Below are 15,979 nucleotides of genomic sequence, written 5' to 3' on the forward strand. Positions count from 1 at the left end.
GGTAAGTATGGCTGGTTTCAAGCGCAATGGTTCCAAAGTGACCCAAAGCGCTCATCAAGAATCGGGAGTACAGATATGACGGTCTGGATAGTGGTGTCAATCCTGCTGGTGGTCTTGAGTCCGCTGGCATGGTTGCGACCGTCCCGCCACCAGAGCGGCCGCATGGCCTTGCGCATGGAGGCACGGCGTATCGGGCTGGCCATGCAGCTGGCGCCCCAGGAGTGGCCGCACTGGCTGAGCCAGGAGCCGCCGAGCCCGTGCGCGCAGTACCATCGACCGCGCCGGGGTAATCAGCCGAAGTGCTGGAGCTATTGGCAAAAGTCGCCGGGCGTGTGGGTCAATCAGTGGCAGGAGGTCTGTGAGGATCCGGCGTTGCTGATTCATTTCGAAAAATTGCCGGACAACGTCTACAAGATCGAAGCGGACAAGCAGATGATCACGTTGTACTGGGGCGAGAAGGGCGAAGCGACGGTTTTGCAGCAAATTGACGGGGTGCTGAAAGCACTCGCATGACTTGCGGAAATTTCGTGCTGCAATGGCGCGAAACGCCCGACAGACAGGCAATAAAAAGCCCGACATCATCATCGGGCTGGAGTTGGCCAGGCAGGCCGGAAATTCTTTGTGGCGCAGATCTTACGCTGGGCATTCGCCAAAAGCGTTCAAATTTTTTCTTCATGCCCCCGCCAGCGTAGCTGCTTAAACAGAGGTTGCCGTGAATTAGGGCGACTTTTCTAACTATTGATTCTATGAATGGCCTCACATGCACCTGCGTGTTGTGAGCCTTCGTCTTACGGAAATGACTGCAAAGTCGCGTTTCAACCAGCATTTTGGGCGATTGACAATTGCCGGAAATTCCGTGAAGGTGGCGTACCCAAATCAAACGGGCGTATGAATTGAGCGTTTGTCTTACAGGACGTTCCTACAGAATCCCGACTATCGCGTTGGCGGGTGTGCCGGGTGGATTGGCGTTAGCATCGACGAAAAGCGTCCTGCCGAGCCATTCGCCTGCGTCCGACGTGTACTGTTCAGCTTCCATATCGTGGAGATCAGTTGATGATTTACGAAGGTAAAGCCATCACGGTTAAGGCTCTTGAAAGTGGCATCGTCGAACTGAAGTTCGATCTCAAGGGTGAGTCCGTCAACAAGTTCAACCGTCTAACCCTGAACGAATTGCGTCAGGCCGTAGACACCATCAAGGCAGATGCTTCGATCAAGGGTGTGATCGTCAGCAGTGGCAAGGACGTGTTCATCGTCGGCGCCGACATCACCGAATTTGTCGAGAACTTCAAGCTGCCTGATGCAGAGCTTGTCGCTGGCAACCTCGAAGCCAACAAGATTTTCAGCGATTTCGAAGACCTCAACGTCCCGACTGTCGCCGCGATCAACGGCATCGCCCTGGGCGGCGGTCTGGAAATGTGCCTGGCGGCGGACTACCGCGTCATGTCCACCAAGGCCAAGATCGGTCTGCCAGAAGTCAAACTGGGCATCTACCCGGGCTTCGGCGGCACCGTGCGCCTGCCGCGCCTCATCGGTGCCGACAACGCCATCGAGTGGATTGCCTCCGGCAAGGAAAACCGTCCTGAAGACGCGCTGAAAGTCGGCGCCGTCGATGCCGTGGTTGCCCCTGAGAAACTGCAGGAAGCGGCTCTGGAACTGATGAAGCGCGCCATCTCTGGCGAGTTTGACTACAAGGCCAAGCGCCAGCCGAAGCTTGAAAAGCTGAAGTTGAACGCCATTGAACAAATGATGGCTTTCGAAACCGCCAAGGGTTTCGTGGCCGGTCAGGCTGGCCCGAACTACCCTGCGCCGGTTGAAGCGATCAAGACCATCCAGAAAGCGGCGAACTTCGGTCGCGACAAAGCGCTGGAAGTCGAAGCCAACGGTTTCGTCAAACTGGCCAAGACCTCTGCCGCGCAGAGCTTGATCGGTCTGTTCCTGAACGATCAGGAACTGAAGAAAAAGGCCAAGGCCTACGACGAAATCGCCAAAGACGTGAAGCAGGCCGCCGTATTGGGCGCCGGCATCATGGGCGGCGGTATCGCTTATCAGTCGGCCTCCAAAGGCACGCCGATCCTGATGAAAGACATCAACGAGCACGGTATCGAGCAGGGCCTGGCTGAAGCCGCCAAGCTGCTGGTCGGTCGCGTTGATAAAGGTCGCATGACCGCGGCGAAAATGGCTGAAGTGCTCAACGGCATTCGTCCGACCCTGTCCTACGGTGACTTCGGTCACGTGGATCTGGTGGTCGAAGCTGTCGTCGAGAACCCGAAGGTCAAGCAAGCCGTATTGGCCGAAGTCGAAGACAAGGTCAAAGAGGGCACCATCCTCGCGTCCAACACCTCGACCATTTCCATCACCTTGCTGGCCAAAGCCCTCAAGCGCCCGGAAAACTTCGTCGGCATGCACTTCTTCAACCCGGTGCACATGATGCCGCTGGTTGAAGTGATCCGTGGCGAGAAGTCCAGCGAGCTGGCTGTTGCCACCACCGTTGCCTACGCCAAGAAAATGGGCAAGAACCCGATTGTCGTCAACGACTGCCCGGGCTTCCTGGTCAACCGCGTGCTGTTTCCGTACTTCGGCGGTTTCGCCAAACTGGTCAGCGCCGGTGTGGACTTCGTCCGTATCGACAAGGTCATGGAAAAATTCGGCTGGCCTATGGGCCCGGCATACCTGATGGACGTGGTCGGCATCGACACCGGGCACCACGGTCGTGACGTGATGGCTGAAGGTTTCCCGGATCGCATGAAAGACGATCGCCGCTCGGCCATCGACGTGCTCTACGAAGCAAAGCGCCTGGGCCAGAAGAACGGCAAGGGTTTCTACGCTTACGAGACCGACAAGAAGGGCAAGCAGAAGAAAGTCGCCGACCCGTCGGTACTGGAAGTGCTCAAGCCGATCGTCTACGAGCAGCGCGAAGTCACTGACGAAGACATCATCAACTGGATGATGATCCCGCTGTGCCTGGAAACCGTGCGTTGCCTGGAAGACGGCATTGTCGAAACCGCCGCCGAAGCCGACATGGGTCTGGTCTACGGTATTGGTTTCCCTCCATTCCGTGGCGGTGCGCTGCGCTACATCGATTCGCTCGGTGTTGCAGAGTTCGTTGCCCTGGCTGACCAGTACGCCGATTTGGGCGCGCTGTACCACCCGACCGCGAAGCTGCGTGAAATGGCCAAGACTGGCCAACGGTTCTTCGGTTAAGCGTCCCAACTTTTGAGCGAGAGTGAAATTTTATGAGCTTGAATCCAAGAGACGTCGTGATTGTCGACTTCGGTCGTACTCCGATGGGCCGCTCCAAGGGCGGCATGCACCGCAACACCCGTGCCGAAGACATGTCGGCGCACCTGATCAGCAAATTGCTGGAACGCAACGTCAAGGTTGACCCGAACGAAGTCGAAGACGTGATCTGGGGCTGCGTGAACCAGACCCTGGAGCAGGGCTGGAACATCGCCCGCATGGCGTCCCTGATGACGCAGATCCCGCACACTGCCGCCGGCCAGACCGTCAGTCGTCTGTGTGGTTCGTCGATGAGCGCGCTGCACACCGCTGCGCAAGCGATCATGACCGGCAACGGTGACGTGTTCGTCGTCGGCGGCGTCGAGCACATGGGCCACGTGAGCATGATGCACGGTGTCGATCCGAACCCGCACATGTCCCTGTACGCGGCGAAAGCCTCGGGCATGATGGGCCTGACCGCTGAAATGCTGGGCAAAATGCACGGCATCACTCGCGAACAACAGGACGCTTTCGGCGTGCGCTCCCACCAGCTCGCCCACAAGGCGACCCTGGAAGGCAAGTTCAAAGACGAAATCATCCCGATGCAGGGCTATGACGAGAACGGTTTCCTGAAACTGTTCGACTACGATGAAACCATTCGTCCGGAAACCACTCTGGAAAGCCTGGCGGCTCTCAAGCCTGCTTTCAATCCAAAGGGCGGCACCGTGACTGCCGGTACTTCGTCGCAGATTACCGATGGTGCTTCGTGCATGATCGTGATGTCGGCGCAGCGTGCCCAGGACCTGGGTATCCAGCCTCTGGCCGTGATTCGTTCGATGGCAGTGGCAGGTGTGGATCCGGCAATCATGGGCTATGGTCCAGTTCCGGCAACACAGAAAGCACTGAAGCGCGCGGGTCTGGGGATCAACGATATCGACTTCTTCGAGCTCAACGAAGCTTTCGCCGCACAGGCCCTGCCTGTGCTGAAAGATCTGAAAGTGCTCGACAAGATGAACGAGAAGGTTAACCTGCACGGCGGCGCAATCGCCTTGGGTCACCCATTCGGTTGCTCCGGTGCACGTATCTCCGGCACTTTGCTCAACGTGATGAAGCAAAATGGCGGCACCTTTGGGGTAGCCACCATGTGCATTGGTCTCGGCCAAGGCATCTCCACCGTCTTCGAACGCGTTTAAGCGTCTCGTTGATGGAAGCCGGGGCCAAGTGCCCCGGTTTTTGTTTTTCTGAATTTATTTTTGTTTTTATTTTGAAAAGATTTGAGAGAGGGCCAAACCATGCCGATACAACCTGGGCTCTACCAACATTACAAAGGTCCGCAGTACCGTGTATTTAATGTTGCGCGGCATTCCGAGACCGAAGAAGAAGTGGTCTTCTACCAAGCCCTGTATGGCGATTACGGCTTTTGGGTACGTCCCTTGAGCATGTTCCTGGAGTCGGTCGAGGTTGACGGCGAACAGGTCCCACGCTTTGCTTTGGTGCAAGCCGAACCGAGCCTTTTTTCCAAGCCATAAGCTGAGTGCGCGCTGAACCCTGCGCTTGACCTCACCTTGTAGCCACTATATATAGCGGTGCCGCGTCAGGCGCCAACCGCCTTTCACTTCTAGAATTCAGGAATTTTCTGATCCATGGGCAAATCGCTGGTCATTGTGGAATCCCCGGCTAAGGCCAAGACCATCAACAAGTATCTGGGTAACCAATACGTGGTGAAGTCGAGTATCGGCCATATCCGAGACCTGCCCACCAGCGGTTCGGCTAGCGCCAGCAAAGAGCCAGCCGCCAAGCGCAGCAAGGCCGCCGCGGGTGAAGGTCCGGTGCTCACGCCGAAAGAGAAGGCGCGCAAGCAGCTCGTCTCGCGCATGGGTGTCGATCCCGATCATGGCTGGAAAGCCAAGTACGAGATCCTCCCGGGCAAAGAGAAGGTCATCGAAGAGCTGCGCCGGCTCGCCAAAGATGCTGACACCATCTATCTCGCAACCGACTTGGATCGCGAGGGGGAAGCCATTGCCTGGCACCTGCGCGAAGCCATCGGTGGTGACGACAGCCGCTACAAGCGCGTGGTGTTCAACGAAATCACCAAGAAGGCGATTCAGGAGGCCTTCTCCAAGCCGGGCGAACTGGACATAGACCGTGTCAACGCCCAGCAGGCGCGTCGTTTCCTCGATCGCGTGGTGGGTTACATGGTTTCGCCGCTGCTGTGGGCCAAGGTCGCTCGCGGCCTGTCCGCCGGTCGCGTGCAGTCGGTTGCGGTAAAACTGGTGGTCGAGCGTGAGCGTGAGATCCGCGCGTTCAACCCGGAAGAGTACTGGGAAGTCCACGCTGACCTCGGCACCGCCAAGGGCGCTACCGTGCGCTTCGACGTGGCCCGCGAGAAAGGCGAAGCCTTCAAGCCGCTTAACGAAACCCAGGCCATGGCCGCGCTGGAGAAGCTCAAGTCTTCCAGCTACAGCATCGTCAAGCGTGAAGACAAACCGACCAGCAGCAAGCCGTCGGCACCGTTCATCACCTCCACCCTGCAGCAGGCCGCGAGTAACCGCCTGGGCTTCGGGGTGAAGAAAACCATGATGATGGCCCAGCGTTTGTACGAAGCGGGCTACATCACGTATATGCGTACCGACTCCACCAACCTCTCGGTGGATGCGGTGGCGATGGCGCGTACTTATATTGAAGGCGAGTTCGGTAAGAAGTACCTGCCGGAAAACCCGAACGTCTACAGCAGCAAGGAAGGCGCACAAGAGGCTCACGAAGCGATTCGTCCCTCCGACGCCAATACCGAGCCAAGCAAGCTGTCGGGCATGGAGCGTGATGCTGAGCGTCTGTACGAGCTGATCTGGCGCCAGTTCCTCGCTTGCCAGATGTTGCCTGCGCAATACCTGTCGACTACCGTGACCGTCGGTGCCGGCGATTTCGAGTTGCGTGCCAAAGGCCGCATCCTGAAGTTCGACGGCTACACCCGCGTTATGCCGCAAATTGCCAAGCCTGGCGATGACGATGTGCTGCCGGACATGGCCCAGGGCGACGCGATGAAGCTGATCAAGCTTGATCCGACCCAGCACTTCACCAAGCCGCCGGCCCGTTACTCGGAAGCGAGCCTGGTCAAGGAAATGGAAAAACGCGGCATCGGTCGTCCTTCGACCTACGCAGCGATCATTTCGACCATCCAGGATCGTGGCTACGTAGCGCTGCACAACCGTCGTTTCTACTCGGAAAAGATGGGCGATATCGTTACCGAGCGCCTGGCCGAGAGCTTCTCCAATCTCATGGACTACGGCTTTACCGCCGGCATGGAAGAGAACCTCGATGACGTGGCCCAGGGCGAACGCGACTGGAAAAACGTGCTCGACGAGTTCTACGGCGACTTCAAGAAGAAACTCGAAGTAGCTGAAAGCGCGGAAGGCGGCATGCGTGCCAACCAGCCGGTGATGACGGATATTCCGTGCGTGGTGTGCGGTCGTCCGATGCAGATTCGTACCGCATCCACTGGCGTGTTCCTCGGTTGCTCGGGCTACAGCCTGCCGCCGAAAGAACGCTGCAAGGCCACCGTCAACCTGGTGCCGGGCGACGAAATCGCCGCGGACGACGAGGGTGAATCGGAATCCCTGGTGCTGCGTGGCAAGCACCGTTGCCCGATCTGCAGCACGGCGATGGACGCTTACCTGCTGGATGAGAAGCGCAAGCTGCACATCTGCGGTAACAACCCGGACTGCGACGGCTACGAAATCGAAGAAGGCAGCTATCGCATCAAAGGCTACGAAGGTCCGAGCCTGGAATGCGACAAGTGCGGCAGCGAGATGCAGCTCAAGACCGGCCGTTTCGGCAAGTTCTTCGGCTGCACCAACGCGACATGTAAAAACACCCGCAAACTGCTGAAAAGCGGTGACGCGGCGCCGCCGAAGATGGATCCGGTGAAGATGCCTGAGCTGAAATGCGAAAAGGTCAACGACACCTACATACTGCGCGATGGGGCTTCCGGTCTGTTCCTGGCGGCGAGCCAGTTCCCGAAAAACCGCGAGACTCGTGCTCCGTTGGTGATCGAGATTGTGCCGCACAAAGACGAGATCGATCCGAAGTACCACTTCCTCTGTGAAGCGCCGAAGAAAGATCCGGATGGTCGTCCAGCCGTGATTCGCTACAGCCGCAAGACCAAGGAGCAATACGTGCAGACCGAAGTCGAAGGCAAGCCAACAGGCTGGAAAGCTTTCTACGACGGTGGCAAATGGACGGTTGAAGACAAGCGGACCCCCGCGAAGGCTTAAAACGTCGCTGCACTGAAAAGGCCGCCTGACAATCCTCGGATTTTCAGGCGGCCTTTTTGTTTTGGGCTTGCGGTCGGATCGGCTGATCCACGACACTGTGGAGTCTGTGTGACGCAATTATTTCGCTGTGGAGGCTGCCGTCATGGCCCACGAACTCTATACCCGTACCAATCAGAAGATTTATTTTGCCGGCCTGTCGCTCGAAGCGCTTGCCAGGGCCGAAGAGGGGCGGGCGATGAATTCCCTGGCACTGATTCAGGCCGGGCGCGAATCGGCGCTGTTTCACCTTTACGGTGCGCTGCTGGGGTTGTGCCATGAAATAGCCGGTTTCTATCGCTTGCCCCAGGCCAATGCGCCGCGGGCAGAGATGTTGCTGACCCGCGAGGTGCTGGAAGCCATCGCGATTCCGGAAATGGCCGAGCTGGTGGAGTTGGCGGGTAATTCCGAAACCTGGCTGGCTAAACTCCTGGCCGCTCACGCAGCCCTGTTTCAGCCGCCACGGGTGCCGCACAAGCCGAAAGGCGACGTGACGCAGCCGTTGATCATGGCGGTGAACCTGGATGAAGAGGAAGCGCCTCAAGAGCTGAGTCGCGAAGAGCTGGAGAGTTGGCGGCAGAACCTCAAAGGGCTGGCGCTTCGCTTTCGTGAAGGGTTGAACGAGTGCTAAGGAATTGATCGATTTTGACGGATGACCCATTGGGTTGGCCGTTCAGCATTAAGTACTAATAGATATTTCTTCGCGATGACTTCTGGTCAAGATCCCGAGCGAAGCCTGGCCGATGCCTATATAATCCCCGCCTTTCGTGGAGAACAGACCTTTATGCCAACGTCCTTTCTAGAAATTGTCGAGTTACCAGACGGCCGAATCGAGCTGCGCAGGGCTGAGGACGAGGGTTCTCTGGTTACTTTGGATTTCTCCGAGGATGCCAAGGCGTTCCTGCAAGGCAATCACGTGGAAGTCGCCAAGGCGATGTTGAGCGTTGGTGTGCAGATGGCGGGACGCTTGGTAGAAGGCGAATTCAATAAAGATGAGGAACCGCGGATCCTGCATTGATCCCGTCCGTCGGTTTCTGCTGATTCCGCTATAGATCGGCTTCTCTATCCCTGGAGAAGCCAAGCCCTTTTCAGGGCGCAAATTGTTTATCAGTTATCCCAATCTAATATTCAGGCTTTGAGCGTCCCCGGTGCGGGCGGCGCTGATCAGCTGTTGCCGCGAAGTGGCGGTCAGCGGGTTGAGCCAGCTGACGACCGTGTGACTGCGGCCCAGTCGCAAGGCTTCGCAGGTCAGCTGTTGAGCGCTCTGGGTGCCGCGCGGTTGCAGCAGCAGGATGCGTTCGCGGTTAAGGCCGGCGTCTCGCAACCAGGTCTGGGTCAGGCTGGCGGGCGGGGCGATCAGCGTCAGCCAGCGTGCGTCCTGGTCCTGGCTCAATTCCCGGAGAATCGGCGCCAGAAGGTTCAGGCAGCTCCCTGCTGCACCACGCAGTGATAGCTCGCTGAAGACCTCGGGCTCGGCGCTCCAGGGCGACTCGACCACATCTTTCAGGATCGGCGCCAGCGGTTGCACCATGAACGCCTCGAACAACGGCAGTTGGGCTTGCTGTGGTGTATGTGGGAACTGCATAAAGCCTCCTTTAGCGGCGAATCACGCCGACACTCAAGCCTTCGATCACCAGTTCCTGATCTTTCAGGTTGACTTCAATGGGGGCGAACTCAGGGTTTTCGGCAATCAGCCAGACTTTGCTGCCATCGCGCTTGAAGCGCTTGACGGTCACTTCATCGCCAATCCGTGCCACCACGATCTGGCCGTTGCGGGCTTCACGGGTGGTGTGGACGGCGAGCAGGTCACCGTCGAAAATGCCCACGTCCTTCATGCTCATGCCATGCACCCGCAACAGATAGTCGGCACGCGGATGGAAGAACGTCGGATTGATGTTGCAGGACTCTTCGATGTGTTGCTGGGCGAGGATGGGTGCACCAGCCGCTACGCGACCGATGATCGGCAGGGTGGACTCGTCGGCCTTGGCTTCGAAACCGGGAATACGGATACCGCGAGAGGCGCCAGGCGTCATCTCGATCGCACCTTTGCGGGCTAATGCCTTGAGGTGTTCTTCCGCCGCGTTTGGCGATTTGAAACCCAGTTCCTGAGCGATTTCCGCGCGGGTCGGCGGGTAGCCGTTGTCGTCGAGGCAACGTTTGATGAAGGCCAGAATCTCTGCTTGGCGTGGCGTCAGCTTTAGCATATTGATCGCTCTGTCTTTTTATACAGTGACTGGGATTATATACAGTGAAAGCTTCTTGGCAATGCCCCTTTTTTAGCGCGCCGCTGGACGGTCAGTCAGCTCGCTGATTAACGACGCCGGGTTGTATGGTTAAATAGCTGACCGACCATTCCCAAAACGAACCGGCAGGCTTGACAATGCACAGGCTGAAACGTATGTTTCAAACAAGTGTTTGTCAGGCGGAGTAGCCATGGCCCAGTCGGAAACCGTTGAACGCATTCTCGATGCTGCCGAGCAGTTGTTCGCGGAAAAAGGTTTCGCCGAAACCTCGTTGCGTCTGATCACCAGCAAGGCAGGGGTCAACCTGGCGGCGGTGAATTATCATTTCGGCTCCAAGAAGGCATTGATCCAGGCGGTGTTCTCGCGCTTCCTCGGGCCGTTCTGCACCAGCCTCGATAAGGAGCTGGAACGGCGACAGGCCAAGCCGGAAAACAAGCCGACGCTGGAAGACCTGCTGGAAATCCTCGTCGAGCAGGCCCTGGTGGTACAGCCACGTAGCGGCAACGATCTCTCCATATTCATGCGGTTGCTGGGCCTGGCCTTCAGTCAGAGCCAGGGCCACTTGCGTCGTTATCTGGAAGACATGTACGGCAAGGTTTTCCGTCGCTACATGATGCTGGTCAACGAGGCCGCACCGCGTATTCCGCCGATCGAACTGTTCTGGCGCGTGCACTTCATGCTCGGCGCTGCAGCGTTCAGCATGTCGGGGATCAAGGCCCTGCGGGCGATTGCCGAGACCGATTTCGGCGTCAACACGTCCATCGAGCAGGTGATGCGCCTGATGGTGCCGTTCCTCGCTGCTGGCATGCGTGCCGAAACGGGCGTCACCGACACTGCCATGGCCACCGCGCAGTTGCGTCCGCGCAGCAAGTCGGCCCCGGTTGCCGCCAAGGTTTAACCGCACACGGGTGGGCGCGGCAGCTGACATCCGCTAAGCTAGCCGCCCATGCCGACTCTCGTTTTGAACCCGTTTCCCATTGATATCACCGACCTGCCGGGCACAGCCCTCGGCGGCGACATCGTGCGAGCCGGGTTTTTCGTTTTCAAGGAATCCTTATGACTGCTGGCCTGCAAGGCTCGTTGATGGTGGACGTCGCCGGTACCTGGCTGACGGCCGAAGATCGCCAATTGTTGCGCCAGCCTGAAGTGGGCGGCCTGATCATTTTCGCCCGCAATATCGAGCACCCACGCCAGGTGCGCGAACTGAGCGCCGCGATCCGTGCCATTCGTCCTGATCTGCTGTTGGCGGTAGACCAGGAGGGCGGTCGGGTCCAGCGCTTGCGTCAGGGCTTCGTGCGACTGCCGGCCATGCGGGCCATTGCCGACAACCCGAATGCCGAATACCTGGCCGAACAATGCGGCTGGATCATGGCCACCGAAGTCCTCGCTGTTGGTCTCGACCTGAGCTTCGCCCCGGTATTGGATCTGGATTACCAGCGCAGCGCTGTGGTCGGTACCCGCTCCTTCGAAGGCGACCCCGAGCGCGCAGCGTTGCTCGCCGGAGCCTTCATCCGCGGCATGAACAGCGCCGGCATGGCCGCCACCGGCAAGCATTTCCCGGGCCACGGTTGGGCCGAGGCGGATTCCCACGTCGCCATTCCCAACGATGAACGCAGTCTCGACGAGATCCGCGCCAATGATTTGGTGCCGTTCGCTCGACTGAGCAAGCAACTGGCCGCCGTCATGCCAGCCCACGTTATTTATCCACAGGTCGACTCGCAACCGGCCGGTTTCTCCCGGCGCTGGTTGCAGGACATCCTGCGTGGTGAGTTGCAGTTCGACGGCGTGATCTTCAGCGATGATCTGTCCATGGCCGGCGCCCATGTGGTCGGCGATGCCGCCAGTCGCATCGAAGCCGCGCTGACCGCCGGTTGCGATATGGGCCTGGTGTGCAACGATCGTGCGGCTGCCGAGCTGGCCCTGACCGCTGCCCAGCGCATGAAGGTCAAGCCATCGCCACGTATCGCGCGGATGCGCGGCCAGTCGTTTGCCGGTACCGAATATCGTCAAGACCCGCGCTGGCTCGTTGCTGTCGGCGCGCTCAAAGACGCTCAACTGATTGGATAAGGACTTTTCGTTATGACGATCTACGCGATTATCGGCGGCACCGGCCTGACTCAACTCGAAGGCCTGAGCATTCGTCAGTCACTGGCGGTAGACACGCCTTACGGTCCGCCATCGTCCGAGGTGCATATCGGTGAATATGCGGGCAAGGAAGTGCTGTTTCTCGCGCGCCACGGTCACCCGCATCGTTTGCCGCCGCATCAGGTGAATTACCGCGCCAACCTCTGGGCGCTGAAACAGGCCGGGGCCGAAGCGATTCTTGCGGTCAATGCCGTGGGTGGGATTCATGCCGCCATGGGCACTGGACATTTCTGCGTGCCCCACCAGTTGATCGATTACACCAGCGGTCGCGAACACACCTATTTCGCCGGAGACCTGGAACAGGTCACTCACATCGATTTCAGCTATCCGTACAGCGAGCCGCTGCGTCAGCAGTTGATTGCTGCATTGGCAGCGGAAGGTGTGGGCTACAGCAGTCATGGCGTATACGCCTGCACCCAAGGCCCACGCCTGGAAACCGTCGCTGAAATCGCCCGGCTGGAACGTGACGGCTGCGACATCGTCGGCATGACCGGCATGCCCGAAGCGGCGCTGGCCCGTGAGCTGGAACTGGATTACGCCTGCCTCGCGCTGGTGGTCAACCCGGCGGCGGGCAAGTCCACGGCGGTGATCACCATGGCCGAGATCGAACAGGCGTTGCATGACGGGATGGGCAAAGTGAAGTCGACGTTGGCGCGGGTGCTTGAAGGTTAAATTGTGCGCTACCGTCACTAATTCAATTTAAAAAGCATTGAGTGTATGTCTGCAATCATTGAGCAAATTCAACAGCTGTCATGGGCGGAAGAGTTCAGTCATCGTGCTCTGGATAAGGCGCGCAAATACGCACAGGAGGATCGGGTAAAAATTCTCGAACTTGATGATGTGCTCGTTCGTGCGAACTGCCGGGGCTCCCGAGGTTACGTCTACGAACAGCACATCGAACTGGTCGAAGATGCGGATGGTGATTTTGAGCTGGATTGCACCTGCTCATGCCCCGTACTGACTGATTGCAAACACTGCGCAACCGTTATCTATCACCTGCAGGAACTGCCTGTCGCCGCGACTGACGGTGCGGTTTCCGTTCACTTGAATCGCGAGCTGGAGCGCTGGCTCGACGGTATCCCTTCTGCAACTAATCCCTCTGACGAGTCGACGCAGGTCACTGGCGCGCGCCTGTTCTACAAACTCAGGGCGACGCCTGTCGCCGGGAAATGGACGCTGGAAATCTTCAAGGCCCGTCAGCTCAAGGACGGCCATTTGCAAGACATCAAGTCAGTGTATTCACTCTCGGATACGCTGATTCGCCAACCCGGTTATCTGACCGAACTCGACCTTCGAATCGCCAGGCTTTTGGTGGCGGTTCACTCCCACCACGCCTATTACTCCGGTTATCCCCTGGAAGGCAGCAGTGGTGCAGAACTGATCGAGATGCTGTTGCGCACCTCGCGCCTTTTCCTCGATCTCGACCAGCCCCAGCCCCTGACACCAGGAATGAGGAGGACGGGCCAATTCGTCTGGGCCGAGCAAGCAAACGGCAGTTTCCGCCCGCAATGGGGTAGCGATGAAGCCCCGGTGGAAACGATCCTGGCCCTGGAGCCTTTGTACTATGTGGATCGCGAGCGGCTGCAGGTCGGGCCTTTGTTCAGCGAGATGGATGAGAAGCTGGCGTGTCATTTGTCGTTGGCGCCCGATATTCCGGCGCGTCAGGCAATGCAGTTCAGCCATCGGATGAGCGCCGCGACGCGCGTCGCGCCGGCACCCCATGCGCTGACGGAGCGGGTCATCGACGGCATTCTTCCTCAGGCTCACCTGACGCTCGCCAGTGCCAAGCGTTACGTGCGCTGGCAGCATGAGGCAGAGCACCGTGCGGCATTGGTCTTTACCTACAACGGCCATCCGACGTCGGACCGGAACCCGGAGGTGTTGATCCTTTCCGGGACTGAAACCCAGCGTATCCAACGCAATCCCGTCGCTGAAAAAGCCTTGCGCCAAGCCTTGCAAAAACACGGTTTCAAAAAAGCCACGCGCAAAAGCAGCCTCGACCGTCCGGGTGAAATGTTCACGCTGCCGGATGACACCGCCTGGCTTGCCTTTGCGCAGGATGGGGTTCCGGCGCTGAGGGAGAGAAATTGGCTGATCGATATCAGCGACAACTTCCACTTCAACGTGCAGCCTGTGGAAGAGTGGTATGCGGAGGTTGAGGAAGAGGCGGGGCACCAGTGGTTTGACCTGCAACTGGGGATCGTCGTTAACGGCGAGCGGCATAGCCTGTTACCGATTTTGCTGCATTTACTGCGCAGTCAGCCGCAACTGATGGACCCTGCAAGCCTGGCAAAACGTCATGATGACGAACAAGTGTTGATCGAGTTGGGGGCAGGGCGTGTTCTTTCCCGTGACACCACGAAAGTCGCGCTGCCTTATGGTCGTATCAAGCCGTTGATGGCCACCCTTGGCGAGTTGTACCTGGGGGGGCACGAGGGCGACTCGTTGCGTTTGACTGCGCCGGACGCCGCGCGCCTCAGTGCGCTGGAAGGCGTTCCACTGGTCTGGCAGGGCGGCGAGCGACTGCGCAGTTTTGCCAAACGCTTGCGTGAGTCGACGCACGTTCAGGTCGAAGCGCCCGAGGGCCTGAAGGCGACACTGCGACCGTATCAGCTTGAAGGCCTGAACTGGATGCAAACCCTTCGCGAACTGGAAGTGGGCGGCATCCTCGGCGACGACATGGGGCTGGGGAAAACCCTGCAAACCCTGGCTCACCTGCTGACGGAAAAACTGGCCGGGCGCCTTGATTGTCCGGCGCTGGCCGTGATGCCCACCAGCCTGATTCCCAACTGGCTCGACGAGTCCCTGCGCTTTACCCCGCAATTAAAAGTGCTGGCACTGCATGGCGCTGCCCGGCAAAAAGACTTTACCAACCTTGCTGAATACGACCTGGTGTTGACTACCTATGCGCTGCTGCCTCGGGACCTGGAGATTTTGCAGCCGCAGGCCTGGAGCGTGCTGATTCTCGACGAAGCGCAGAACATCAAAAACCCGCTCAGCAAAGCCGCTCAAGCCGCCCGTGATCTACAGGCTCGCCAGCGATTGTGTCTGTCCGGTACGCCGCTGGAAAACCACCTCGGCGAGTTGTGGTCGCAGTTCCACTTTCTGTTGCCCGGCTGGCTTGGGGACAGCAAAACCTTCAACCGCGATTACCGCACGCCGATCGAGAAGCACGGCAACAGCGAGCGTATGCAGCACCTGACCGCCCGGATAAAACCTTTCTTGCTCCGGCGCAAGAAAGACCAGGTGGCGACTGAACTGCCGCCGAAAACCGAGATTGTGCATTGGGTTGATCTCAGCGACGGGCAACGGGATGTGTATGAAACCGTGCGCGTGGCGATGGACAAGAAGGTCCGCGACGAAATCGCCCGCAGTGGCGTGGGGCGCAGTCAAATCATCATCCTCGACGCGTTGCTCAAGCTGCGTCAGGTCTGCTGCGATCTGCGCCTGATCAAGACGCCGCTCACCGCCAAAGCCTTGCGTTCGGGCAGTGGCAAACTGGTCAGTCTGATGGAGATGCTGGAAGAACTGCTCAGTGAAGGGCGCAAGATTCTGCTGTTTTCACAGTTCACCTCGATGCTGGCCCTGATTGAGGAGGAGTTGCAGCAGCGTGGCCTCGGCTATTCGATACTGACTGGCGAAACCACGGATCGGCGCACGCCGGTCAAGAACTTCCAGAGCGGTAACGTGCCATTGTTTTTGATCAGTCTGAAAGCTGGCGGCACCGGCCTGAACCTGACGGCGGCGGACACGGTGATCCATTTCGATCCCTGGTGGAACCCGGCGGTAGAAAATCAGGCGACCGACCGTGCCTATAGGATCGGGCAAAACAAACCGGTGTTCGTCTACAAGCTGATTGCCCGGGGTACGGTGGAAGAAAAAATCCAGGCGTTGCAGCAGGAGAAAGCCGTGCTGGCCGAAGCGGTGCTTGAAGGTGGGGCGTCGGGTGGGTTGAAGCTTGATCCGAGTGATATCGAGGCGTTGTTTGCACCGTTGCCCACTCTCAAGGCCTGATAGCGGGTTTCTTCAGTACTGGCCTCTTCGCGGGCAAGCCTCGCTCCTACGGGT

The 15,979-nt window shown here is 58.6% G+C and carries 13 protein-coding genes; 11 read left to right on the forward strand and 2 right to left on the reverse strand.

The window, feature by feature from the left end:
- Positions 1–75: 75 nt before the first annotated feature.
- The 7 genes from ACY4LX_RS11165 (at position 76) to ACY4LX_RS11195 (ending at position 8,541) form a co-directional block, all read left to right on the forward strand.
- Positions 76–513 (forward strand): hypothetical protein, encoded by a 438-nt coding sequence (locus ACY4LX_RS11165; RefSeq protein WP_149660504.1) that lies wholly within the window; start codon positions 76–78, stop codon positions 511–513.
- A gap of 540 nt (positions 514–1,053) precedes the next feature.
- A complete protein-coding gene (gene fadB, locus ACY4LX_RS11170) occupies positions 1,054–3,201 on the forward strand; it encodes a fatty acid oxidation complex subunit alpha FadB (RefSeq protein ID WP_463259900.1) in 2,148 nt (715 codons plus the stop codon).
- Between the two features lie 32 nt (positions 3,202–3,233).
- Positions 3,234–4,409, forward strand: coding sequence for an acetyl-CoA C-acyltransferase FadA (gene fadA, locus ACY4LX_RS11175; protein WP_010456360.1), 1,176 nt, complete (start codon positions 3,234–3,236; stop codon positions 4,407–4,409).
- A gap of 99 nt (positions 4,410–4,508) precedes the next feature.
- Entirely contained in the window at positions 4,509–4,745 is a 237-nt protein-coding gene (locus tag ACY4LX_RS11180; RefSeq protein ID WP_092270764.1) for a DUF1653 domain-containing protein, read from the forward strand.
- A 114-nt stretch (positions 4,746–4,859) separates the two neighbouring features.
- A complete protein-coding gene (topA, locus tag ACY4LX_RS11185) occupies positions 4,860–7,487 on the forward strand; it encodes a type I DNA topoisomerase (protein ID WP_149660502.1) in 2,628 nt (875 codons plus the stop codon).
- Positions 7,488–7,629: 142 nt separating this feature from the next.
- Positions 7,630–8,154 carry a DUF6586 family protein gene (locus tag ACY4LX_RS11190; RefSeq protein WP_149660501.1) on the forward strand — a complete coding sequence of 175 codons (525 nt, stop codon included), beginning with the start codon at positions 7,630–7,632 and terminating at the stop codon, positions 8,152–8,154.
- Positions 8,155–8,307: 153 nt separating this feature from the next.
- Positions 8,308–8,541, forward strand: a complete 234-nt coding sequence (locus ACY4LX_RS11195) for a hypothetical protein (RefSeq protein WP_123403749.1) — start codon at positions 8,308–8,310, stop codon at positions 8,539–8,541.
- A gap of 93 nt (positions 8,542–8,634) precedes the next feature.
- Here the strand turns inward: ACY4LX_RS11195 and sulA are convergent, their stop codons facing one another.
- Positions 8,635–9,108: an SOS-induced cell division inhibitor SulA gene (gene sulA, locus ACY4LX_RS11200; protein ID WP_149660500.1), complete on the reverse strand. Its 474-nt coding sequence runs from the start codon at positions 9,106–9,108 to the stop codon at positions 8,635–8,637.
- 10 nt (positions 9,109–9,118) lie between these two features.
- Positions 9,119–9,727, reverse strand: coding sequence for a transcriptional repressor LexA (gene lexA, locus ACY4LX_RS11205; RefSeq protein WP_092270751.1), 609 nt, complete (start codon positions 9,725–9,727; stop codon positions 9,119–9,121).
- A 229-nt stretch (positions 9,728–9,956) separates the two neighbouring features.
- On the opposite strand from lexA, the gene ACY4LX_RS11210 reads away from it, so the two are divergent.
- The 4 genes from ACY4LX_RS11210 to ACY4LX_RS11225 all read left to right on the forward strand — a co-directional run bounded on the left by ACY4LX_RS11210 (position 9,957) and on the right by ACY4LX_RS11225 (position 15,925).
- Positions 9,957–10,664 (forward strand): TetR/AcrR family transcriptional regulator, encoded by a 708-nt coding sequence (locus ACY4LX_RS11210; RefSeq protein WP_429514144.1) that lies wholly within the window; start codon positions 9,957–9,959, stop codon positions 10,662–10,664.
- A 158-nt stretch (positions 10,665–10,822) separates the two neighbouring features.
- A complete protein-coding gene (gene nagZ, locus ACY4LX_RS11215) occupies positions 10,823–11,833 on the forward strand; it encodes a beta-N-acetylhexosaminidase (protein WP_149660498.1) in 1,011 nt (336 codons plus the stop codon).
- A gap of 12 nt (positions 11,834–11,845) precedes the next feature.
- A complete protein-coding gene (locus ACY4LX_RS11220; RefSeq protein ID WP_133836765.1) occupies positions 11,846–12,583 on the forward strand; it encodes an S-methyl-5'-thioinosine phosphorylase in 738 nt (245 codons plus the stop codon).
- A 45-nt stretch (positions 12,584–12,628) separates the two neighbouring features.
- The gene (locus ACY4LX_RS11225) at positions 12,629–15,925 is read left to right on the forward strand and encodes a DEAD/DEAH box helicase (RefSeq protein ID WP_463259901.1); all 3,297 of its coding nucleotides are present in this window, start codon (positions 12,629–12,631) and stop codon (positions 15,923–15,925) included.
- Positions 15,926–15,979 lie beyond the last annotated feature (54 nt).

This window comes from Pseudomonas sp. Emmai, from assembly GCF_055179735.1.